General features: G+C 37.1%; 14 protein-coding genes. 9 read left to right on the top strand and 5 right to left on the bottom strand.

The features are described 5' to 3' along the window. Nucleotides 1-15 precede the first annotated feature (15 nt). Both BLV64_RS09830 and BLV64_RS09835 read left to right on the top strand, forming a co-directional pair. A complete protein-coding gene (locus BLV64_RS09830) occupies nt 16-1197 on the top strand; it encodes an efflux RND transporter periplasmic adaptor subunit (protein WP_092134686.1) in 1182 nt (393 codons plus the stop codon). Continuing rightward, on the top strand, nt 1197-4697 hold the full coding sequence (locus BLV64_RS09835) for an efflux RND transporter permease subunit (RefSeq protein ID WP_092134690.1): 3501 nt from the start codon (nt 1197-1199) through the stop codon (nt 4695-4697). Before BLV64_RS09830 ends, BLV64_RS09835 begins: the two co-directional genes overlap by 1 nt. 71 nt (nt 4698-4768) lie before the next feature. Here BLV64_RS09835 and BLV64_RS09840 read toward each other — a convergent pair whose 3' ends face one another. Beyond that, nucleotides 4769-7444: a TonB-dependent receptor gene (locus BLV64_RS09840; protein ID WP_092134694.1), complete on the bottom strand. Its 2676-nt coding sequence runs from the start codon at nt 7442-7444 to the stop codon at nt 4769-4771. 208 nt (nt 7445-7652) lie between these two features. Between BLV64_RS09840 and aspS the strand changes: the two genes are divergently transcribed. The 3 genes from aspS (at nt 7653) to BLV64_RS09855 (ending at nt 11526) form a co-directional block, all read left to right on the top strand. Next, entirely contained in the window at nt 7653-9404 is a 1752-nt protein-coding gene (aspS, locus tag BLV64_RS09845) for an aspartate--tRNA ligase (protein WP_092134697.1), read from the top strand. Nucleotides 9405-9497: 93 nt separating this feature from the next. Further along, nucleotides 9498-11288 carry a chloride channel protein gene (locus BLV64_RS09850; RefSeq protein WP_092134699.1) on the top strand — a complete coding sequence of 597 codons (1791 nt, stop codon included), beginning with the start codon at nt 9498-9500 and terminating at the stop codon, nt 11286-11288. A 4-nt stretch (nt 11289-11292) separates the two neighbouring features. After that, complete coding sequence (locus tag BLV64_RS09855; RefSeq protein ID WP_092134701.1) at nt 11293-11526, top strand: hypothetical protein; 234 nt, start codon at nt 11293-11295, stop codon at nt 11524-11526. Nucleotides 11527-11628: 102 nt separating this feature from the next. Here BLV64_RS09855 and BLV64_RS09860 read toward each other — a convergent pair whose 3' ends face one another. Next, a complete protein-coding gene (locus BLV64_RS09860) occupies nt 11629-12078 on the bottom strand; it encodes a nucleoside deaminase (RefSeq protein ID WP_092134703.1) in 450 nt (149 codons plus the stop codon). Between the two features lie 66 nt (nt 12079-12144). After that, nucleotides 12145-14871 carry a T9SS-dependent M36 family metallopeptidase gene (locus tag BLV64_RS09865; RefSeq protein WP_092134706.1) on the bottom strand — a complete coding sequence of 909 codons (2727 nt, stop codon included), beginning with the start codon at nt 14869-14871 and terminating at the stop codon, nt 12145-12147. 147 nt (nt 14872-15018) lie between these two features. On the opposite strand from BLV64_RS09865, the gene dxs reads away from it, so the two are divergent. Continuing rightward, nucleotides 15019-16797, top strand: a complete 1779-nt coding sequence (gene dxs, locus BLV64_RS09870; protein WP_092134709.1) for a 1-deoxy-D-xylulose-5-phosphate synthase — start codon at nt 15019-15021, stop codon at nt 16795-16797. Between the two features lie 4 nt (nt 16798-16801). On the opposite strand, the gene BLV64_RS09875 is transcribed toward dxs, so the two are convergent. Continuing rightward, nucleotides 16802-18142 carry a deoxyguanosinetriphosphate triphosphohydrolase gene (locus BLV64_RS09875; protein ID WP_092134712.1) on the bottom strand — a complete coding sequence of 447 codons (1341 nt, stop codon included), beginning with the start codon at nt 18140-18142 and terminating at the stop codon, nt 16802-16804. A 181-nt stretch (nt 18143-18323) separates the two neighbouring features. Between BLV64_RS09875 and BLV64_RS09880 the strand changes: the two genes are divergently transcribed. Beyond that, a complete protein-coding gene (locus tag BLV64_RS09880) occupies nt 18324-21167 on the top strand; it encodes a TonB-dependent receptor (protein ID WP_092134715.1) in 2844 nt (947 codons plus the stop codon). 43 nt (nt 21168-21210) lie between these two features. Further along, nucleotides 21211-22413 (top strand): multidrug transporter, encoded by a 1203-nt coding sequence (locus BLV64_RS09885; RefSeq protein WP_092134717.1) that lies wholly within the window; start codon nt 21211-21213, stop codon nt 22411-22413. Nucleotides 22414-22682: 269 nt separating this feature from the next. Here the strand turns inward: BLV64_RS09885 and BLV64_RS09890 are convergent, their stop codons facing one another. Beyond that, a complete protein-coding gene (locus BLV64_RS09890) occupies nt 22683-23042 on the bottom strand; it encodes a toxin-antitoxin system YwqK family antitoxin (protein ID WP_092134720.1) in 360 nt (119 codons plus the stop codon). Between the two features lie 399 nt (nt 23043-23441). On the opposite strand from BLV64_RS09890, the gene BLV64_RS09895 reads away from it, so the two are divergent. Then, nucleotides 23442-24632, top strand: coding sequence for a porin (locus BLV64_RS09895; protein WP_092134722.1), 1191 nt, complete (start codon nt 23442-23444; stop codon nt 24630-24632). Nucleotides 24633-24699 lie beyond the last annotated feature (67 nt).

The following is a 24699-nucleotide window of genomic DNA, read 5'->3' on the forward strand; positions in this document are numbered from 1 at the left end:
TAAACAATCCTTATAATGAAAACAGTATATCCTTTATTAATAGTCTTAGTGCTTTTGGCATCTTGTGGAAAGGCCAAGAAAAACACAGTAGAAAGTGTTTTAGAAAGTAATAATTTAGAAAAAATTAGAGAAAAACGCAGTAGCTTGGTAGAAGAGCAAAAGGCTATTGATGATAGAATAGTGCTACTGAATCAAGCGATTTCAAAACTAGATACGGTTAAAAATGTACCGCTTATTAGTACGTTTAAAGCTCAAGCAGAAATGTTTAATCACACGTTGGATATTCAAGGGAATGTAACGACCAAAAATCTTATTGTGCTAACACCAGAATACAATGGGATTTTAACCCATGTATATGTAAAGGATGGTGATAAGGTGCGTAAAGGACAACTTTTAGCAAAAATTGATGATGGTGGGTTAAGTCAGCAATTGGCCCAATTAAAAATCCAATCGGATTTAGCGAAAACCACTTTTGAAAGACAAAAAAGATTGTGGGAGCAAAAAATTGGAAGTGAGATTCAGTATTTACAAGCAAAATCGACTTACGAAGGGCAACAGGAAGCTGTGAATCAACTACAAAAACAAATTAGTAAAACAGATGTTAGAGCACCGTTTTCAGGGACTATCGATGATGTGATTATAGAGCAGGGAAGTGTTGTAGCTGCCGGTCAGTCGCAGTTAATTCGTATTGTAAACTTAGACGATATGTATATTGAAACCGATGTGCCAGAACGTTACCTGTCTAGTATTGTTTCAGGGAAAAAAGTAGAGGTTTCATTTCCTGTTTTAGGAAAAACGATAGAAACGAAAGTTGATCAAGCAGCAGACTTTATAGATCCTACCAACCGAACTTTTAAAGTGAAGATTACAATTCCTAATAAGGATAAGTCAATAAAGCCAAACCTTACAGCGCGTCTTAAAATTAACGATTATACTAACGAAAAAGCGCTTTTAGTGCCCTTAAGTATTATCTCTGAAAATGCCGATGGTGAACAATACCTATATGTTGTAAAAGATAAAAATGACGCTGGCGAAGGTGTTGCTAAGCGTGTTATTATTGAGACAGGAAAAACACAAGGCGATGTGATTGAGGTGTTAAGTGGTATTGCCGATGGTGAGGAAATTATTAAAGAAGGAGCGCGTAGTGTGAAGGAAGGACAAACTGTTAAGGTGCTAACTGTTGAAACTAAAAAATAATGGCTGAAAAGAAAAAACAAATCGAAAAAGAGTTTGGTTTATCCTCGTGGGCTATAAACAATAAGACCACTATTTATGTGCTTATTGCTGTTATTTTCTATTTAGGGATATCGGCGTTCTTTAATATGGCGCGTGAGAGTTTTCCTGAAGTTAACGAAACCAAAATTTATGTAAGTACTGTCTATCCTGGGAATACTGCTGAAGATATCGAGAAGCTTATTACCGACCAGATAGAAGATAAACTTAAAACCGTAAGTAATCTTGTCGAAATTACTTCGACGTCACAAGAAGACTATTCTATGGTTATTGTTGAGTTCGATGAGCATATAACGGTAGAGCAAGCGAAGCAAAAAGTAAAAGATGAAATAGATTCGGAAACTGCTGGTGAAGATTGGCCAACATTTAACGGAGCTAAAGTAGTGCCGGATGTGTTTGAGTTGAGTTTATCTGAAGAGATGCCAATTCTTAATATTAATATTTCTGGTGATTATACTATTGAGAAATTAAAAGAGTTTGCCGAGTACCTCCAAGATGATATCGAGGATCTTTCAGAAATTAAGAAAGCCGATATTCGTGGAGCTCAAGAAAAAGAGGTTGAGGTTGCTGTAGATATTTATAAAATGATGGCCGCACAAGTGAGCTTTTCAGATATTATAAACGCTATTAATGGGGGGAACGTTACCATGTCTGCAGGAAACTTAAAAGCTAGCGGACAACGACGTACTATTAGAATATTAGGAGAAATACAAACGCCGGCAGAACTTGAAAACTTTGTAGTTAAAACAGAAAAAGGCAAGTCTATTTATTTAAAAGATGTTGCTGAGGTTAGTTTTAAAGAGGAGGAGAGTACCACGTATGCAAGAGAGTTTGGTAAGCCAGTGGTGATGCTAGATGTAAAAAAACGAGCGGGTAAAAATATGGTGGATGCTGCCGAGAAAATTCGGGAGATTGTAAATCACGCGACTAGCGATGTTTTTCCTCAAGATTTAGAAGTAACTATTACCAACGACCAGTCATCTGTTACTATTGCGGCAGTAGATGATTTGGTAAATAACATCATTTTCGGGGTTATTTTAGTGGTAACTGTTTTAATGTTCTTTTTAGGTTTTAAAAATGCAATTTTCGTCGGGTTTGCGATTCCGATGTCCATGTTTATGTCCTTAATGATCCTTGAAGCACTAGGGCATAGTTTGAATACTATGGTGTTGTTTGGTCTTATTATGGGGCTGGGGATGTTAGTGGATAATGGTATTGTTGTAGTCGAAAATGTGTACCGTTTAATGGATGAAGAAGGTATGGGGCGTGTTGAAGCGGCTAAGAAAGGTATCGCCGAAATTGCGTTTCCAATTATTATTTCTACTGCAACAACAGTAGCGGCATTTATTCCTTTGGGATTATGGCCAGGAATGATGGGGCAGTTTATGATGATTCTTCCTATTACCCTATCGGTAGTACTGGGGTCTTCATTATTTGTAGCGATCTTTTTTAATTCGGTTCTAGTGTCTAACTTTATGAGTATTGAAGATAAAAACATGCCGCTGAAAAAGATTATCCGTACTACGGTAATCATGACAGTTATTGGACTTTTAATCTTCATTTTTGGAGGGGATTATAGGTCATTAGGGGTGTTAATGATTTTTACTGCGATTATGCTATGGGTGTATCGCTTAATACTTCGTAAAATGGCAAATCGTTTCCAAACTAAAACATTAGTGCGTTTGGAGAATTGGTACGAGCGTCAATTGCGTCGCGCCTTATCAGGAAAGCGTCCTTACTTTTTAAGTGTTGGTACTTTTGCTTTACTAATATTATCGTTTGTTGTTTTCGGAATTTCATTGGCGACACAACGAACTAAAGTAGAGTTTTTTCCCGATAACAAACCCAACCAGATTATTGTATATATCGAGTACCCTCAGGGAACATCTATCGAAAAAACGAATACCATTACTAAGGAAATCGAACAGCGCGTTTACGGTGTTCTAAATAGTGATCAGTATGTAGATGACGGATATAATTTCTTAGTTGAAAGTGCGGTTTCTCAAGTTGGTGAAGGTGCCGGTAACCCTCAAACTGATAGCGGGTCGGCTGCCGAAATGCCTCATAAAGGTAAGATTACAGCGTCCATGAGAGAATTTAAATACCGTCGTGGTCAAGATAGTGAGTTGCTGCGTCAAAAAGTGCAACAAGCACTGGTAGGCATTTATCCGGGAGTCTTAATTTCGGTTGAGAAAGATTCTAATGGACCCCCTGCAGGATCTCCGATAAATATAGAAATTGAAGGAGATGATTACGACGAATTGATTGCTACAGCTGAAAATATGCGTGAGTTTATCAATACTAAAAACATTCCTGGAATCGATGAGCTAAAGATTGATGTAAATAAAGACAAGCCAACTATGCTTGTTGAAATCGATAGAGAGAAAGCTGGTGAGCTAGGGGTTAGTGCGTCTCAAGTGGGGCAGCAGTTGCGTAATTCTATTTTTGGAGCAAAAGCGGGGATATACAAGGAAGATGGAGATGATTATGATATCTATGTGCGTTTTAATGAGGAAAATAGATACAATACTAGTGCCTTATTTAATCAGAATTTAACCTTTAGAGATAATACAGGGCAAATTAAAAATATTCCCTTGTCTGCAGTATCTAAACACAAAAATAACTCAGGGTTTAGTGCGATTAAGCACAAAGATGTTAAACGTGTGGTAACCGTGTACTCGGCATTATCTCCGGGGTATACCGATGCGGGAGCTATTGTAGCTCAGATCCAGAATGAAATGGAAAGTTATAAAGGCTTGCCGGAGACTATAAAAGTAGATTATACGGGACAGATTGAAGAGCAAAATAAACAAATGACGTTCTTAATGACGGCTTTATTTGTTGGTTTAGGTCTTATTTTCTTTATTTTAATCTTCCAATTCAATTCGATTTCAAAACCAACAATCATTATGTTGGCCATTTTCTTGAGTTTTATTGGGGTCTTTGGAGGTATTGTAATCTCTGGAAGTGCATTCGTGATTATGATGACCATGGTAGGGATTATTTCTCTTGCCGGTATTGTAGTAAACAACGGTGTGGTATTATTAGATTATGCTCAATTATTAATCGATAGAAAGAAGCATGAACTTGATTTAGGTAAAGAGGAGTATTTAGAACACAATGATCTTTTCGAGAGTGTTGTTAAAGCTGGTAAAGCGCGTTTACGACCTGTTTTACTAACAGCCATTACAACTATTTTAGGTTTAGTACCATTGGCTATTGGGTTAAATATTAACTTCTTTACCTTGCTATCAGATTTTGATGCTGATATCTATATGGGTGGTGATAACGTAGTGTTCTGGGGACCTTTAGCATGGACCGTAATCTACGGGTTGTTAATTGCTACCTTTTTAACATTAATTATAGTGCCAGTTTTATTTTTCTTAGTGACCAAATTTAAAATGTGGTTAAAAGAAAAAATGGCTGATAAGCCCGAAGAAGAAGCGCTAGTTATTGAAGAATAATCTAAGTCTATAAAAACAAAAAAGCCTGTGAATTATAATTCACAGGCTTTTTTGTTTTGTTTAGGTTGATCTTAAAATTTAAAAGTAGCGCTTGCGTTTATAACCGTTCCACTAAATCCAAATTGGCTAACTTCCCAAGGGTATTTGAAACGCCCTCCAAGGTCGGTAACAAAATCTCCTTTAGTATCCACTTCATCAGGATATACATTTAGTAAATTATTTACAAAAATATTCGCAGATAGACTCTTGTTAAATTCATATCCAATCACCAAGTCGGTAATTACTTTACCTTTAAACGTTTGATCGTAGTCCTCGTCGTTTGTAGGTAGCGGACCGTCTCCTAGGTCGGCTCCGTTTAATCCGTTATCGGCATGGCGCCACGTTACTGATCCGAAATAGGTGTTGTTCAATCCGAAATTCCATTGGTTTAAATTGTAGTCTAAGCCAAGAAGTATTTTCGATTTTGGTCTTGAAGATGTTATTCTTGCTTGTTCTTTTCTATTAAAAATCTCGTAACCATTACTTGCTAGTAAAGCGGGAGTATCAATCTTTCCTTCAATTTTAGTGTCATTAAAATTTGCGGCTAAGGTCGCGTTTAGTTGTCCAGGTCCTAAATCTATTTTTCTGTAGTTCACTACTAAATCTACACCAGAAGTATTGGTGTTTACCGCATTTACAAAGAATTTTAAGCTGGTAATAGAGTTGTTTAATAAAACCTGCTCCACAGGATTTGTGCTCATATTGTCGTCGTCAAACCCTATCTCACCCGTAAATAATACGCGATCGTCAACTTTTACATTATAAAAATCTGCTGATACTGTAAGATTGTTTTTTATCCTATAAGTTATCCCAGCAGAAATATTTTTAGAAGTTTCAGCCGAAAGTTGTGGTACGCCCAAATCATTTCTAATTATAGGGTCTACATTGTTAAAGGTCCCTTGGTTAGATACCGTTCCTCCAGACACTAATGTTTGTATGTTGCTTAGGTATATTTGGTGCAGTGAAGGTGCGCGAAATCCTGTGCTGTAAGACGCGCGTAATGCACCCTTATCGCCAAGTAAATAACGTCCGTTTACTTTCCAAGATGTGTTGTTTCCAAAGTCACTAAAATCTTCATACCTAAGTGCAGCTCCTATTAACAGCTTGTCTGTAGGTTCCCAATCTATTTCGCTGTAAATACCATAGTTTTCTCTTTCTGCACGTACTGCATTTTTAGGTTGTAGCCCAGGGAAGGATTGCGCGCCACTACCAGTGTAAGATTCTGGTTGTCCTGCTTCAGAATTAAATCGTTCTTTTTTAACTTCGGCTCCAAGGCCAAAACTAAAAGCGCCAACAGTTCGTGATATATCAAAGTTAGCTAAAGTGTTGCTAAAAGAGTAGCCTCCTACAGCGAATGACGTCGGACTGTTAGCCCCTAAATCTACATTTAGTGTGTTGTTAACTTCATAATCTATAGCATTTCTACCGAAGGTTCCACTTAAATCAAAATTAAAACCTGCCAATTCCCATTTTACACCGGCAGTAATGTTATTGTCTATAACGTCGGTTTCAAAAGTGGGCTGAAAACCTTGGTACTCACTATTGGCGTCGTGAAGTAGGTTGTGTGGGTCTCCTACCCAATAAGGAGCTCTGTATAAAGCAAAGCTTTTTCCAGTTCTTGAGGTTAATCCCCCAAAGGTGTAAAATTCTCCTTTTTCATTTTTAAATGGTAGCCCTGAATTAAAAAATAAGTCGAATTTTTTTAGTTCTGGCTGACCAATAGTCATTCCTAAATCGGGATTGTTTGCAAGCCAGTTTCCCCATGTGGGGTCGTTTGCTTCAACACCAAAGAGAACATCTTTACCTGGTTCACCGGCCCGATTAGTTTCTTCTTGCTCATAATAGCCTACTGTTAAATTTAAAAAACCACGCTCTTCAATAGTGATGGCTGTATTTAAATCGACGGCATAATTAAATCCGTCACCTTCAGTTGTTACTCCGGCTTTGGCATTAACGGTGGTGTATTCTACGTTTTTCTTTAGAACCATGTTTATAACCCCTGCAATAGCATCAGAACCATATTGAGCAGAGGCCCCATCACGTAAGACTTCTATACGTTCTATGGCTGCCGCGGGGATGCTTTTTAAATCGACACCTACTTCCCCTTTTCCTGGAGTGTCATTTATATATACTAATGCACTTTGGTTTTTACGCTTACCATTAACCAATACTAATGTTCTACTAGGGCCTAAGCCTCTTAGGTCAGCAGGGTCAAAGTGTGCGGTGGCGTCCGATATAGTTTGTTGCGTGGAATTAAATGAGGGTACTTTGTAGGTTAGCATCTTATCGACAGTAGGTTGCCCTGTTTTTTTCATTTCAGCTAAACCAATATTGTCAATAGGCACCGGCGAATCCAAAATTGTTCGCGGTTTTGATCTGTTTCCTACTAAAATAATTTCGTCTAAAGCAACTCCATCTTGTAGGGCTATAGTTATTTGTTGGGCAGCTTCTAGAGTGATCTCTTGGCTGTTGTAGCCTACAAAGGTCACTACTAAGGTTGCTGGGAACGCACTGACGTTAATACTAAACTCCCCTTCAAAATCGGAGGTTGTTCCGTTGCTAGTCCCTTTTTCTATAATGTTTACTCCGGGCAATGGGCTGTTAGAGCTCGCTTCGGTAATGGTTCCGGTTACCACGTTTTGTGATAAAACCCCAAGAGGTAGGAGTAGTAAAGAGAGGGTTAATGTTAACTGGTTTTGATAATTCATAATGTTAAGGGTTTATGAGTTGGTCTGGTAAAAATAAAGTAAATAAAAACAGTTTTTATTGTTTTTAATGTATTTTTTTAACAATAATTTAGCGTTTAGTTTAAAGTTATGGGTTTAAGATTGAGTTTTGTTTAATGTTGACTCTTTTTTTTCAATATCAATTCTCATCAAATAATTAATATTAAATTTGCAGTTATAAATTTTCATTATGTATAGAAGTCATACTTGTGGCGAATTAAACGCGTCGCATATAAATACGGAGGTAACCCTTTCAGGTTGGGTACAAAAATCTAGAGATAAAGGATTTATTGTTTGGGTCGATTTACGCGATCGTTACGGGATTACGCAACTTGTTTTTGATGAGGAGCGTACACCAAAAGAAATGATGGATCGCGCCCAGAAATTAGGACGTGAGTTCGTTATTCAGGTTAAAGGAACCGTAATCGAAAGGGCTTCGAAAAACCCTAATATGGCTACCGGTGATATTGAATTGCTAGTAACCGAATTAACGATCTTAAACGAATCTTTATTACCTCCTTTTACTATAGAGGATAAAACGGATGGTGGTGAAGATTTACGAATGAAATATCGCTATTTAGATATTCGTAGAAATCCAGTTAAAAATAACTTGGTGTTTAGACATAAAGTGACACAGCAAGTAAGAAACTTCTTGTCTAACGAAGGGTTTATCGAAGTGGAGACGCCTTATTTAATAAAGTCTACTCCTGAAGGAGCGCGAGATTTCGTGGTGCCTAGTCGTATGAATGAAGGGCAGTTTTATGCCTTGCCTCAATCGCCACAAACCTTTAAGCAACTGCTTATGGTAGGGGGTATGGATAAGTATTTTCAGATTGTAAAATGCTTTAGAGATGAAGATTTACGTGCCGATAGACAGCCGGAGTTTACACAGATTGACTGTGAGATGGCCTTTGTTGAGCAAGAAGATATATTAAATGTATTTGAAGGGCTTACACGTCACTTATTAAAAGAAGTTAACGGTGTAGAAATTGAAAAATTCCCTAGAATGCTATATGATGATGCGATGCGCTTGTACGGAAACGATAAGCCAGACATTCGCTTCGGAATGGAGTTTGGAGAGTTAAATGAGGTGGCGCAACACAAAGACTTTGGTGTATTTAATTCAGCAGAGTTAGTTGTTGGTATTGCGGTACCAGGGGGAAATGCTTATACAAGAAAAGAAATCGATAAATTAATCGATTGGGTTAAGCGTCCGCAAGTGGGCGCTTTAGGAATGGTTTATTCGCGTTGTAATGACGATGGTACATTTAAATCTTCTGTAGATAAATTTTTTGATCAAGAGGATCTAGCGAAATGGGCAGACGTTACCGGTGCTAAACCTGGTGATTTGATCTGTATTCTTTCTGGTGATAAAAATAAAGTACGTGCTCAGTTAAGTGCCCTAAGAATGGAGTTAGCAGAGCGTTTAGGGTTGCGTAAGCCTAACGAATTTGCACCGTTATGGGTTATGGATTTCCCATTATTAGAATTAGATGAAGAAACTGGGCGCTACCATGCCATGCATCACCCGTTTACTTCGCCAAAACCAGGGCAAATAGAATTGTTAGATACCAACCCTGGAGATGTTAAAGCTAATGCTTACGATTTAGTATTAAATGGTAATGAGATTGGTGGTGGATCGATTCGTATTCACGATAAAGAGACTCAAGGAATCATGCTTAAACATTTAGGATTCTCTAAAGAGGAAGCTAAAGCGCAATTTGGTTTCCTTATGGATGCCTTCGAATATGGAGCGCCTCCACACGGTGGTTTAGCTTTTGGTTTAGATAGATTGGTTGCTATTTTAGGCGGACAAGAAACGATAAGAGACTTTATTGCATTCCCGAAAAATAATTCGGGTCGAGATGTAATGATCGACGCGCCTGCTGCGATAGACGAACAACAGTTAAAAGAATTAAATCTTAAATTAGATTTAAAATAGAATAAGATAAAAATCCTGCACATTGCAGGATTTTTTGATAGCTTTATGTTTTTATACAGTTTATACAACCTCTTTAATTTATGAAACACAACAATGCCTGTTAATCACCCTTTATTTAAGCGCATTTTAATTTGGAGAGCAAAGCATATATCGCATAAGCACTTTGTTTACATTTTAAGTATACTAGTCGGTTTTATGTCTGGTATAGGAGCGGTTATTTTAAAAAATGCTACCCATTTTATCCAGTATTTATTAGAGATTAATTTAGTTAAAAACTGGCATCAAGCGTTTTATTTTGTGTTTCCAATTATTGGACTAGTACTTGTATACTTAATTATTACCTATGTAATCCGACAAAAGGTAAGTCACGGTATACCTTCTACCTTATATGCGATATCTAAGCGTAAAGGGATAATGAAACGGTATCAGATGTTGGGGTCTATTCTAACGGCACCGATAACAGTTGGATTTGGAGGGTCTGTAGGACTAGAGGGGCCAACAGTAGCCACTGGAGCAGCGATAAGTTCTAATATTTCCAGAATGTTTAGGATGAATCAGAAAACAAAAACACTATTAATAGGTTGTGCAGCGGCAGGAGCCATGTCGTCTATATTTAAAGCGCCAATTGCGGCTATTATTTTTGCTGTGGAGGTGTTTAGTTTGGATCTTACGATAGTATCAATGCTCCCGCTGTTATTAGCGTCCCTTTCCGGAATTTTTACCTCTTACTTCTTTTTTGGCGACGATATTTTACTACCGTTTTCTATTGAGGAAGGCTTTACCTTAACCGATATTCCATTCTATATTATTTTAGGGGTATTTTCGGCTTTAGTCTCTATTTATTTTACCGAAGTTTACGAACGTATACAAAATGTTTTTGCGCGTATAAAATCCCCTATTAAACGACTGGCACTGGGTGGCGTGGCTATTGGTGTGCTCATCTATTTTATTCCTCCGCTCTACGGTGAAGGATTCGATGTGTTAAATGCCTTAATCGCCGGAAATCCTGAAAAAGCCATAACAAATAACATCTTTAATTTCAACCTCTCCAATAGTTGGATTGTTATAGGCTTGCTTGCCGGTTTGGTGTTGTTTAAGGTTATTGCTAGTGCCTTAACCTTTGGTGCAGGTGGTGTGGGAGGTATTTTTGCTCCAACCTTGTTTATGGGTGGTATAATGGGTAATTGCCTGGCTAAAATAGCCAATGCTAGTGGTGTCCTAAATTCTCCGATTTCCGAAAGCAACTTTACCCTAGTGGGTATGGCCGGTTTACTGGCAGGGGTTTTACATGCGCCATTAACAGCAATATTTTTAATTGCTGAACTCACAAGTGGTTACGAGTTGTTTGTGCCCTTAATGCTTACGGCAGCTATTTCTTTTGGGATTACAAAGTATTTTGTGCCTCACTCCGTGTATGCTATGGAACTCGGTAGAAAAGGTGAGCTAATAACACACGATAAAGACCATGCCGTGTTAACCCTTATGGAAATAGAAAAAGTTATTGAAACCAATTTTGTAACCATAAGTACCAAAATGACCTTGGGAGAGATTGTACATCAGGCGGTGGTAAAGTCTAACCGTAATATCTTTCCAGTAATTGACGAAGACTCGAAAGCACTTAAAGGTATTATTCTGTTAGATGATATTCGCTCGATAATGTTTGATCAAAGTCTTTATAACACTATTTTGGCAAGTGAGGTAATGCAAAAGCCGCCAGAGATTATTAACTTTACATCCGATAAAATGACGGGTATCATGAAGAAGTTTCAGGATAGTGGCGCTTGGAACCTTCCAGTGGTTAAGGATGGTGTTTACGTTGGTTTTATCTCGAAATCTAAACTGTTGACAGCTTACAGACAGCAATTAATTGCCTACACAAAATAAGATTATGAAATATATTATTCTACTCGTTTTTATCGCCTGTATCACTAGTATTATTGTGGGGTACACTATAGATGTTAGCTACTCTCAAAAATTAATTGGAGGTGGTGTTCTTGGACTTTTCTTTGTGTTTATTCCTTTGTTTTCATACCACAGATGGAAAGGTAGAGACATCAAAGACTATATGATTACCAAAGAGAATTTAGATAAAATGCGCGATAATGAACGGCGTAAAAAGTAATTAGGGCATTTCTTTTTTTTTATTAAAAAAGTCGGGCTTTCGGCTATATCTTTTTTACAAAAAAGTAAAAAAGGATGCCGCATCAATCCCTAATGCGGTCCATCAGTTTAAATTTCTTTTCTCGACAAAAAAACGTTTCATCAAATCAGAAGCTTCTTCAGCTAATATGCCACCTTTTATGGTTGTTTTAGGGTGGAGTTTGGTGTTTAAATTAATGCACCCTCTTTGTGGGTCGCTGGCTCCATATACTATATGTGATATCTGACTCCAGTACAACGCCCCGGCACACATTTGGCAGGGTTCTAAAGTGACGTATAAGGTGCATTGGTGCAAGTACTTTCCGCCTAAAAAATGTGAAGCTGCCGTTATAGCTTGCATTTCTGCATGGGCAGTAACATCGTTTAATAATTCGGTAAGATTATGCGCACGAGCAATTATTTTATTGTCTATAACAATAACTGCGCCTACTGGTATTTCGCCTTTTTCGAAAGCCGCTTCAGCCTCAGCTAATGCTTTTTTCATAAAATAGGTCGGGTTAAAAGGATTTTCCATAAGTGTAAAAATATAAAAAGGCAGCTAATTGCTTAGCTGCCTTTTGTGAAAATCTAATCGCAAAGACTAGTTTTTGATAATCTTAGTATTAATGTTAACATTATTCCCTGTTACGTTTAGAATATACATTCCAGATTGTAACGTGCTAATGTTTAATTCCGCTTCGTTTAATAAGGTTGCTTTCTTAGATAAAACAACTCTTCCGTTAATATCAATTAAACTGATATTTACATCACCTAAGTTCTTTTTCGTGCTAATGTAAATTACATTATTTGCAGGGTTAGGGTGAATAGAGAATGCGCTTTTTGTATTAAACTCATCTACGCTTAAAGTTGTACAGTTTGCTAAGCTAGGATCTGTATCTGGTGGCGTGTTAAAATCAGCTGTTTGATCTGAAATACTAAAAACACTTCCTTGAGAAGCATTAACTCCAACCCCTCTTGCTGCAAAAACTTCCCAAATTAAACACTGGTCTTCACCTCCAGTAAGTGCATTGTCTGCTGCAAGTATAGCATCTCTCCCTTCTACAAAACCAATATTGTTACACGGTTGCATTTTTAAACCGTCCAGTACCAATTGCATAGCTTTGTTATTTCCTCCTGTGCCATTGTATAAATCAGCATCAAAACCATATTTTTCAATGTATTTCCAAGTTAAATCCCATAATATTGTACCCCATAAAAATCCAATATTGTGAGGTATATCATTCCAGTATATAGGGGTGCCTTGTTGGTCTGTGCCAATTTGAGTGTTATCGTTAGAGTCAGCATATGTATAATCGTTCACGGCGAAGTCTGTACTGTATTTAGCAGGTCTAATGCCTTGGCCGTTAACGCCTTGTCCGTTGGAGTAAGTTGCTATTCCTCTACCCATTTCAGGGGTGTCACTGGCTTTCATTGTTACCATTAAGGCAAACCAATCAGACCAACCTTCTCCCATTTGTTCTCTTGTGTTTAAACACCCTGAATTTAAGGCACCACCCGCAAGTCTCGAAGAAATACCGTGTCCGTATTCGTGTGTTACAATACTATTATCTAAACTACCGTCCTTAAAGTAAACAGGACTTTCTACGATTGTACCGTTGATAACATCTCCGTTTTGAAGTGCGTTGATTAGCTGTATTCCATCTGCGTTATTTATAAAGATTGATGGAATTGTAAAAGCAGGGTTTGTTACCCCGTACATGTTTACGTATTGTACATAGGCAGGATCGTTTGTTGGGTTGTTGTGGTTAACTACAATTACGCCTACAGCACCCGCATCTTGAGCGTTTTGAATTTTTTGAGTAAAATTACAATTACCTCTAAGAACAACAGCGATTTTACCCGCTAGATCACTAGCATTAGTTAAAGGGTTGCAACCTTCTGTAGGAGCTGCACTACTATCATTTACCAAGGCTAAATTAGCAGTTACAGGTGTGGTTGAGGGTCCTGTAATATTTCCTGGTCCATCTGCTCCAGCAGCAGTAGAAGGTGTAGCCGCAGTAACATCTCCAAGAAGCGTTCCGCCACTGTTAATGGTTAATGGTGTTCCTAAAGATGAAGGTTGCCAAAGATACATTTGCATTCTCGGATTTAACCCGTCTGTAGGCGTTGCAAAATTAGCGTTGTTTAATCCCGATCCATCTTGCGATTGTGCAATAACATAATCATTTCCGTTACCCGAATTTCCGTAGTTGTTTTGTTGAAAGTTACCACTTGCCTCGTCAAAACCATATTGATACCAAATATCATGCATCATATTGTTAATATAAAACAGGTTGGTCGTAGCAACATCTTGGTACCCAACAGGCTCTTGATTCAAGTTTAAAGAGAAATTAAAATTTAATGTAGCCGTCCCATTTGGAGAAACACCAGGTGTGTCATTTCCATTTGCATCTTCATATGCCCATACATTATTACCTCTGGTAATTGTATATTCCGGACCATCATTTCCATTTATATCATGCCATCCGTATGGTGATGCGTTAAGATTTGCAGGGTCAGTAATTAATTGAATTGGTCCGTGATTTGGGCTTTCTAAAGGAAGTGCAAATACATTGTATTGAGAGCCATCAGCAGCCATTGCGTTTTCTGCTTTAAATAAGCTAAATGCGTTACTTGTTTTAGAATGTCCTGAGTGATCTGTATGACCAAATTCTCCAAAATTACAAGATATTACCCAATCATTCATATTAATAACCTCGCCGTTAGTAGCATCTACTCGTACACTGTACCAATTTTGACCACTTAAGGCATCAATACTTAAATCCCAAGCTAATTTTAATTCGCCACCCTCAGTTAATTGATATACTAATTTTACTGGTATATCACTGTTTGATATACTGCCTTTAGAGAACGTGTACTCGTTATTTTTAGAGTCTAATTCGCTTACGTTTCCTAAAGCCCCTAAATTGTATTCTGCGGCAGTTGAAGCTATAGCTTCTTGAGCAGATATAGTTGGGGTAATTGTATTTATTTTTGCCGCGATATTAGAATGAAAGGCATTTGCATAATAAAATACGTAATTGTCTTTTACTGAAACACTAGATACTGCATTAAAAATTGGTACACCTTGATATGCTTGATTTACATAAACATGGTTGATTTTTGTTTTCTTTGAAAAGAAAGCATTGCTTACCTGTAAATCAGAAATGTCATTTTGTGTTAAGTTGTAATCCCCCTTGTTTTTTTGTAACCAATTTTGAATAAGAGAGCCGTATTCATTTTTGGAAAGCTCAGTTTGACAAAACCCATTTTGAGCAAAAAGAAATAGTGCTAAAAACAGAAAAGCTAAATTGTATTTTTTCTTCATTGTTAACTAAAAATTAAAATTGTCTTAAAATTATTCCGTAAATATAGCGATGAACTAACAATTAATATAGTTTTATGATAAATATTATATGAATTGCGCAAAATTTAACACCCATTTTTAATAGTTTTACCTAATTATTGAACTACAATGACAAAATCCACCCTAGATACTATTAAATCGGTAGCTGATATTAAATCCTTAAGTGATTTAGAATTAGAGTGTTTGATCTCCGATTTAAGGCGTTTTATTATACGGGCGGTAGCCGCAAAAGAAGGGCATCTCGGTGCCAGTTTAGGAGTGGTAGAACTTACCATTGCATTACATTATGTTTTTAATACCCCTTTCGACGAATTAATATGGGATGTAGGCCATCAAGCCTATGGTCATAAAATTTTAACCGGCCGCCAGTCTGTTTTCGATACTAATAGACAGTTTAATGGTATTAGTGGTTTTCCTCGACGTAGCGAAAGTAAGTATGATAGTTTTGGAGTGGGACATTCGTCGACCTCCATTTCGGCAGCACTAGGGATGGCCATCGCTTCGCAATTAAAAGGAGAACTGAGTAAACATCATATAGCCGTTATTGGAGACGCATCCATTGCTAGTGGGATGGCTTTTGAAGGTTTAAACCATGCAGGAGTAACCGACTGTAATTTGTTGGTTATTTTAAATGACAATGCTATAGGAATAGATCCTAGTGTTGGTGCCTTAAAACAGTATCTCACTAATGTTAAAAAGGGAACCGAAAGACAAGATAATATTTTCGAAGCTTTAAATTTTAATTACTCAGGTCCCATAGATGGTCATAACCTTCAAGAATTAATAGCTGAATTAGAACGATTAAAATCGGTAAAAGGGCCTAAGTTTTTACATGTAATTACTACTAAAGGTAAAGGCTTGCGTCAAGCCGAGGAGAATCAAGTGACCTACCACGCCCCAGGAAAGTTTAATGCAGAAACCGGGGATTTATATAAAAAAGTAGACACCGTACAACCACCAAAATTCCAAGATGTTTTTGGTTATACTATTGTAGAGTTAGCGCGGTTAAATAAAAATATTATAGGGATCACTCCAGCGATGCCAACGGGGAGTTCTCTTAAATTTATGATGGAGGAGATTCCCGATCGGGCCTTCGATGTGGGTATTGCCGAGCAGCATGCGGTTACCTTGGCAGCAGGAATGGCTACCCAAGGGATGCTGCCCTTTTGTAATATTTACTCTACCTTTTTACAGCGTGCTTACGATCAGGTTATCCACGATGTGGCAATCCAAAATCTTCCGGTTATTTTTTGTTTGGATCGTGCTGGATTAGTAGGAGAAGATGGGGCGACCCATCATGGGGTTTTCGATTTGAGTTACTTACGTTGTATTCCGAATCTAATTATTTTTGCACCTCGAAATGAAATTGAGCTGCGAAATATAATGTATACCGCCCAACTGGGATTAAAACATCCAATAGCGATTCGTTATCCTCGTGGTCGTGGTACGCTTCTCGATTGGAAACAGCCTTTTAAAGCCATAACCATCGGAGAGGCCACCTGTCTTAATAAAGGTAGTGCTATCGCTGTTCTAACTATCGGAACTATGGCAACAGTAATTGAGGATATTATTGCACATACCGAAGGGTTTCACGATCTGTCGCATTACGATATGCGTTTTGTAAAACCTCTAGATGAACACCTTTTACATACTATATTCGAAACACATACCGCTATAGTAACAGTAGAAGATAATGCTGTAATGGGTGGATTTGGAAGTGCGATCCTAGAATTTGCTGCCAAACACCATTATAAAAACGAGGTCTATCTTAAAGGAATTCCGGATCAGTTTATAGAACACGGAACCGTTTTCGAATTGCTTGAAGATTTAGAATTAGACAGTCGTAGTCTTACACAATTCTTGAGCACACTAAAACCTTTAAAATAAAAGCTTAAAGACTAAATCCTTTAATTTTTTTATAGCTTAAAATCGCCTGACTATCCGATAATAAAGAGACGTAGTGCGACACGCTAATCAGTCGGTCGTACAAGCTGTCTTGGTCCATTTTTATGGTTTTAGGGAATCCTTTTAGAATCAATTTATCGTAGTTAGATGCCGTATTATTATAGCAGTTGTTAACTGCTGCTATATAGGTGTCCAATAGGGTTTTTATAATTTCGTATCCTGCAATTTCCTTATCTACTACCTCGGTAGATTGGTAGATGTTGTCGATGCTTATTTTAATAATGTCGTTAATCTGTGCATCATATTTACTTTTGTCTAATAAACTAGACCCAAATTCACCCTTTAAAATCGCATCTTCATGAGTCATGAAAATATCTACCGCTTCGTTAATTAAGCGTCCAATGGCAAGTGCTCTTAGGTAACTTATACGATCGTGGGTGTTTGTAAGTTGATAATATTTTTCTGAGTTTATAGAGTCTTTTACAAGCTTGATTAAGTATTCCAAGGCGAATTCCTCCTGAATTAACCCTAGGTTAATACCGTCTTCAAAATCTATAATGGTATAACAAATATCATCGGCTGCTTCAACTAAATAAGCAAGAGGATGACGAGCGTAACTAATTGCGTCGTCGCTTCTTTTATTTAGTCCGAGTTCTTTTGCAATCGCTTTAAATTCGCTCAGTTCGCTTTGGAATACACCATACTTTTTGTCGGCTATATGCGAAGTGGGCTTTTGCGGCAATGATTCTTTAGGGTATTTTGTGAAGGCTCCTAAAGTAGCGTAGCTAAGACGTAATCCACCCTCGCGGCCTTCACGACTCTGAGTGAGAATCTTAAATCCATTGGCGTTTCCTTCAAAACGACATAAATCCTCATATTCTTTTGCCGTTAGTTCACTTTTAAAATGTTTTCCGTTTCCAGATATAAAGTACTCTCCAATGGCCTTTTCTCCAGAATGTCCAAATGGCGGATTTCCAATATCGTGAGCGAGTGCGGCTGCCGCTACGATAGCACCAAAATCATTGGCTTGATAACCTAGAACACTATACAAATGCGGGTGTTTTTCTAATATCTTTTTACCAACACTTCGACCTAAAGAACGACCTACTACACTGACTTCTAAACTGTGGGTTAATCGTGTATGTGCAAAATCAGTTTGAGACAGTGGAATGACTTGAGTTTTATCTTGAAGACTTCTAAACTCCGAAGAAAAAATAATGCGGTCGTAATCGACTTCAAATCCCAAACGGGTCTCATCTTGTTCTTTTCTTAGTCTTTTATTGGTGTCCCCAAAACGTTTTAAAGAGAGTAATTCTTCCCAAGTCATAAGTGTAATTTTTGTTGCCGCAAGATAATTAATTCTGTGTTAACTCTGTGTTTCCACAATACAAATAGAACTTAAAGTGCATAACCTTTAGAAAACCTTTTCATTAACTGTAATTAATTTTGAGTTAACACAAAGTTTACAGTATGCTGGTTTCTTTGCAGCGTTAAACAATCATAAAAACATGAAACACGGATTACTACTAATTACATTATTTATTTCTAGCCTAGCGTTTTCGCAAACAACCGGGTCTATTTCAGGTAAGGTTACCGACAAAGATTATAATGACGAGCCACTACCAATGGTAAATATTATGTTGGAAAATACGACTAAAGGAACCTCGTCAGATTTTGATGGGCTATTTAAATTAGAGGCTATCGAGCCTGGGTCTTATAAAGTGTCATTTAGTTTTGTCGGGTATAAAACAGAGTTGGTGCCTGTAGAGATTGTTGCAGGTAAAGTGGTTGAGATTAACGTGTCTATGGGGCCAAATGCTGCGGCTTTAGATGAGGTTGTTATACAGACATCAAATAAACGAGAAAGTGAGGTTGCCTTGTTATTAGATCAGAAAAAAGCGGTTGAAATTAAGCAGAGTATTGGGGCTGAAGAATTATCAAGAAAAGGAGTAAGTGATGCTGCTGGCGCCGTCTCTAAAATTTCTGGAGTCTCAAAACAAGAAGGGTCAAGTAACGTTTATGTACGTGGTTTAGGTGATAGGTATTTAAACACAACCCTTAACGGCTTGTCTTTACCATCGAATGATGTGAGTAAAAAGAATATTGATCTGAATTTATTTTCTTCAGATATTATCGAAAACGTTTCTATAAGTAAAGCATATTCCTCAAAGTTTTATTCGGATTTTGCTGCTGGAAATGTCGATATCTCTTCAAAAGACTATAAAGGGAATGGTTTTTTTGATCTTCAAGTAGGTTCTAGTGTGAATACTAATGCGGTAGGGAAAACCTTTAAAAAGAGCGAGGGAACTGGGTATTTCGGATTTTATAATCGCTATGATCACAACCCGTTTGCAGTGGTACTATCTCATCAAGTTGATCCTGTTACCGCTACTTCTCCAATTAACACATCTATAGGAGCCTCTTTTGGAAAATCTATCAGCTTTAATAATAATTCAAAATTAAGCCTTTACGGAACCGTGTCATTTAATAATGATTACGCGTATAGAGAAGGGTCTAATATTGATTATACAAATGTAGAGAAGAAAGCTTTTGACAAAGCCGAAGAATTTGAATATGGTACCACAACAACAGCGATGGCGAATTTAAATTATAAAATAGATAATCGCAATAGCTTAAGTTATACCTCTCTTTTTATAAACAGCTCTTCGGATAATGTGGGGTATTTTGGAATCGATGGTAAAGGAAGAAATAGGGATGCTAATTTAAACACCGATAAAGGGTTTTATCAAATGAATGTGCAGTTTAACCAAAACTTGATTTATGTGAATCAATTAGTAGGTAAGCATAGCTTTGAAGATTTCGATTTAACTTGGGGAGTAGGTTATAATAAGGTGTTTGCTCATGAGCCAGACCGAAAACGAATCAGTATAGAAAATTATGATTTCGCTTTAGATAACGATCCAACAACAACAGCAACCTATTATAATAATGTCGCTTTTGATAACCAGCGTTATTTTCAGACTATTGATGACGATGAGCTTAATGGTCGCGTTAATTTAGCCTATACCATTAATGATGCTATAAAATTAAATGTGGGTTATAACGGTAGAACAAAAGAACGTTCGTTTGAAAATATTCGATACGGTTACGATTTCACAAATTCTAGTGTCCCAGTTAGTTCAGTAGGTAATATCTCGCAAGACCTTTCTTTAAACAACTTGATGGTGAATCAGCAATCGGGAGGCTTGTACCAACTTAATGTGATAAATACGTTTCCGGGATTAAGTAATGTAAACCACCCAGGGTTGCCAGAAAATACTTATAAAGGAAATTTAGAGGTGTATGCAGGTTACGTGAATGCAGAAATTAATGCCACTGAAAAACTGTTGGTAGTTCCAGGTGTTCGTGTAGAGAAAATCAATCAAAAAGTAGCTTACGATGTTATAAACTTGGGCTCTAAAGGAAATGATGGTATTGCTTCAGAAGAAACTATTGCCTTGCCAAGTATCAGTTTAAAGTACGGTTTAAACGAAGATCAAAATTTACGTTTTTCTGCCAGTCAGACCATCTCCCTTCCAGAATTTAAAGAGGTGGCTCCTTTTGTGTACGAATCAGTATCACAGCGTATTGGTGGTAACCCTGATTTATTAGGAACCAAAGCCGGTGCATCTTATGTTAATGTTAAGGATGTGTCTTACTCAAAGATTTTAAACTTAGATCTTAAATACGAATGGTTTATGTCTAAAAGTGAATTGTTCTCGGTTGGTGCTTTCTATAAGGAAATTAATAATCCTATTAACCAAGTGGTGGCCTTTGATGCTACAGGAACTCAACGCTATTTTAGAACCGGTGATCAAGCACGAATTATGGGGTTCGAGGCCGAAATAAGAAAGAATATTCTGGTAGATGATAATGATGAAACACTTTTATCTGGTGGGCTGAATTTTACTTATATGCATACCGAGCAAGATTTATATAATAGCATTTCTGGAACCTATAGTGTGAGTTTTAGAAATGATAAGGAGGAATTACAAGGTGCCTCGCCAATAATTATAAATGCCGATCTTAATTATTCTCCAACTTTTGGTGAGTATAAGCCAACGGCAAACCTTGTGTTCTCTTACTTCTCAGATCGTATTGATGCTTTAGGTTCTGGCCAATTAGGAAACGTGATAGAAAAGGGATTGCCGACATTCGATTTTATTCTTAAAAATAAAGTCACTTCACACCTAGATATCAATCTAGCAGTAAAGAATATTTTAAATCCAACTGTTCAGTATATAAGAGAGACCAAACAAGGAAATATTTTGGTGACCTCGCCAAACGGAAAAGATGTGTCCGATTACAAAAAAGGAATGCAAATAGGATTAGAACTTAAATATAAATTTTAACAATAAACAATCAGAAACAACAACGCAAACTAAATTTAAAAACATGAAAAACAAATTTTTATTAGGATTAGCACTTTTAGGTGTACTAGCAACGTCTTGTTCGACAGACGACACTTCAGACATTGTTATTAATGACAATAGTACAGTAAACAACGGCGGCGGTGGCGGCGGAACTCAAGACCCGGATACGGTGTACTTATCGGGAACGTATACATCAGACTTAACACTAGATGCCAACAAAACTTACGTGCTTAATGGCTCTTTAATTATGGCTAATGGTACAACGTTAACTATACCAGCATGTATGACAATCGAAGCGTTAGCGGCAGGGTCTAACGTGTATATCGCTATTTCTCAGGGTGCACAAATTATTGCTAATGGAACAGCAGATTGCCCAATTGTATTTACGTCTAATGCAGCGAATCCGCAAGCAGGGGATTGGGGAGGTCTTATCTTATTAGGTGAGGCGCCAATAAACTCTGTTTCTGGAAATGCAACATCAACTTCAGAAATTGCAAGTTTACCTTATGGGGGAACAAACGCAGGTGATAATTCAGGTTCTTTACGTTATGTTCGTGTTGAGTATTCTGGAGGGGCTGCCGACGGACAATCGGAAAACAACGGGTTCTCTTTTTATGGTGTGGGTAATGGAACAGTGGTTTCTCATATTCAAGCCTTTGAAGGAAAAGATGATGGTGTAGAATTTTTTGGTGGGACAGTAAATGCAGATTATATCTCTGTAGTAAATGCTCAAGATGATTCTATCGATTGGACAGAAGGTTATTCTGGAACGATTACAAATGCGTATGTAAAACACGGTGTAGATCATGATAAAGCTTTTGAATGTGATGGATACAATACCGATGTTGGGAATAACTCAAGTCCGTTGTTCTGGTCTAAACCTACTGTAAATGATGTGACTATTTTAGGATTAGGTTCTGGGGTAAGTGCCGAAGCAGTTCGTTTAAGAGCAGGAACACAAGGGATTTTTAATAATATATTAATTGAAGGTTATGCAGAAGGTTTTGATTTGGATGGTGATGCCGGTGCTTCAAGCGATAATCCTACAGGAACAGGAGTGTTAAGTGGTGATTTACAGGTTACTAATGTGACGTTTGTTGATGTCCTAGATAAAGTAAAAAATGATACCGGAGAAGTCTTTTCAGATGCGGAGTTCTTTACGGGTGAAGGGAATGCTACAGGTACAGATTACGAAACTTGGGGAGCAGGTTGGACTGTAGAATAATTTTTTTAACTTGTAGGCATTAAATTACAAAACGTGCTTTTATTTCCAACAGTCAAGAAAAACAAGCTTGCGCTTATTTATAAGGGTCTTGATGTTAAAAGACTTTAAAACGTCTAATTAATTGGTGAAAGCTGTTTTAGAATTTTAAAACTCATAGAGTGTGCGAAGTACTCTAATGTATTCAATAAAAAAGCATCCCGAATGGGATGCTTTTTTCATTTATAATTTACAATGTGGATAATGACAATAAGTCGTAAACTTAATATCGATTAGTTTGATATGGCGACCTGTGTTTTGTTTGTCCACTCTCCCACATTTTCAATAACATTGTTGTTATAGTCTACTTCCCGTAGGTTATTGTCTTGCCAAAATAACCAGGTGCCTACTTTAATACCATTACGGTACTGGCTTAGGGCTTGTTTATTGCCGGTTTTGTCATAGCTGACCCAAGTGCCTTCAAGTTTGTTGTTTTCATTAAACTGGCCTTTTTGGGCAATGGCTCCGTTATCATGAAAATAGGTGGCTATTATAAAATCGCCTTGTTTTTCATATTTAGGAGGTGTTGAAGCTTCTTGTGAGTAGGCAAATGTTACTGTTAACATAAGTACTATGGCTAATATGTTTTTCATAATATATGGTATTAAGTGGATCAGTGTATATTCAAATATAAAAAAATATTTACATTAATGAAACGTTTTGGTAACATTAAATTAACATTAGAATTGTAAAATACTGATGTTTAGAGTGTTGAATATTTCTAAAGCGTCTATTTTTTTTAATAATTAGATAACATTGTGGTTACTATAACTTTAATTAAGAGATGCATATTTGTAAAGGATTTTAAAGCACATTAGATTTAGATTTACGATTGTTATTTAGTTTTTGTCGACTGTAATAGTAATGAATCTATTAGGGCTGCTTTGTTAAAGGGCAGCCTTTTCTTTTTTCTGTTAAAAATTAATTATTTGGAAACATTAAGTTAACATTAGAGTCGGTTATTTGCAGTGACAAAAACTAATAACCACTTTATGAAATCTAGATATGCCTTATTTGCATTCTTCATTTTCACCGTATTAGGTGTTCATGCGCAAGAAACGAAAGCACCAAAATTTGGTGATGGCTTACTTAATTTGGTCGGACAGGATAGCTCTTGGACCATGAAAATTGGTGCTCGAGCACAATTGTTAACCACTTCCAGTTGGGAAGATGGCGGGGAGAATTCGCTTAATTTTTTAGTGCGTAGAGCGCGTTTAAAATTTAATGGTTATGCCTTAACCCCAAAACTGCAATATAAAATTCAGTTGGGCTTATCCAATCGTGATATGGCAGGTGCATCGCCATATACTAGTAATTCTCCACGTTATATTTTAGATGCGTATCTAAAATGGAATTTTTATAAAAACTTCGCAGTGCAATTTGGTCAGGGAAATCTACCAGGAAACCGAGAAACTTTAATCTCTTCTGGAAATCTTCAGTTTGTAGACCGATCGAGATTAACTAGTATTTTTAGCTTGGGTCGTGAGTTTTCTATGCAATTATCACATCATTTTATGCTCTCAGAGCAATTCAAAATTAAAGAAACGGTTTCTATAGCACAAGGTGAAGGCCGTAATGTTACGACTGGAAATGAGGGCGGATTAAAGTTTACTGGACGTGTAGAAGTATTACCATTTGGAGATTTTAAAAGTGGAGGAGAACTTGTTGGAGCCGATTTAAAACGAGAAGAAACACCTAAGTTAGCCTTAGCTCTTGCTTATGACTACAATGGTGATGCGGTTAAAACGCGAAGCAATCAAGGGGGGTATATGGATAGTGATATCGGTTTGTATGAGACAGATATTTCTACCTTGTTTTTAGATGCTATGTTTAAATATCAAGGATTTTCTTTTATGGCCGAGTATGCGAATAGAAAAGCAGATGATCCCTTTGCTAAAAATGAAGATGGTTCCCTTACAGGAGATGCTGTTCAAGTTGGAGACGCACTTAACTTTCAATCGGGTTATGTGTTTCCAAGCAATTGGGAGATTTCTGGGCGTTATACCACTTTAAATTTAGATCAATTGGTAGCTAGTAGTAATAAAGAGCAATACTATACGCTAGGCGTATCGAAATATATACGCGGACATAAGCTAAAAGTTCAAAGTGATTTAAGTTATTTAGAAATTGCTAATAGTAATAACGAAATACTATATAGATTACAAGTTGAAATTCATTTTTAAAACATAACGTTTAGGTAACATTACAAATCTAAACACTAAAGATATTTGCACAATATATTAAACTAGA

This window comes from Bizionia paragorgiae, assembly GCF_900107625.1.
In the GTDB taxonomy this organism is placed as follows: Bacteria; Bacteroidota; Bacteroidia; order Flavobacteriales; family Flavobacteriaceae; genus Bizionia; species Bizionia paragorgiae.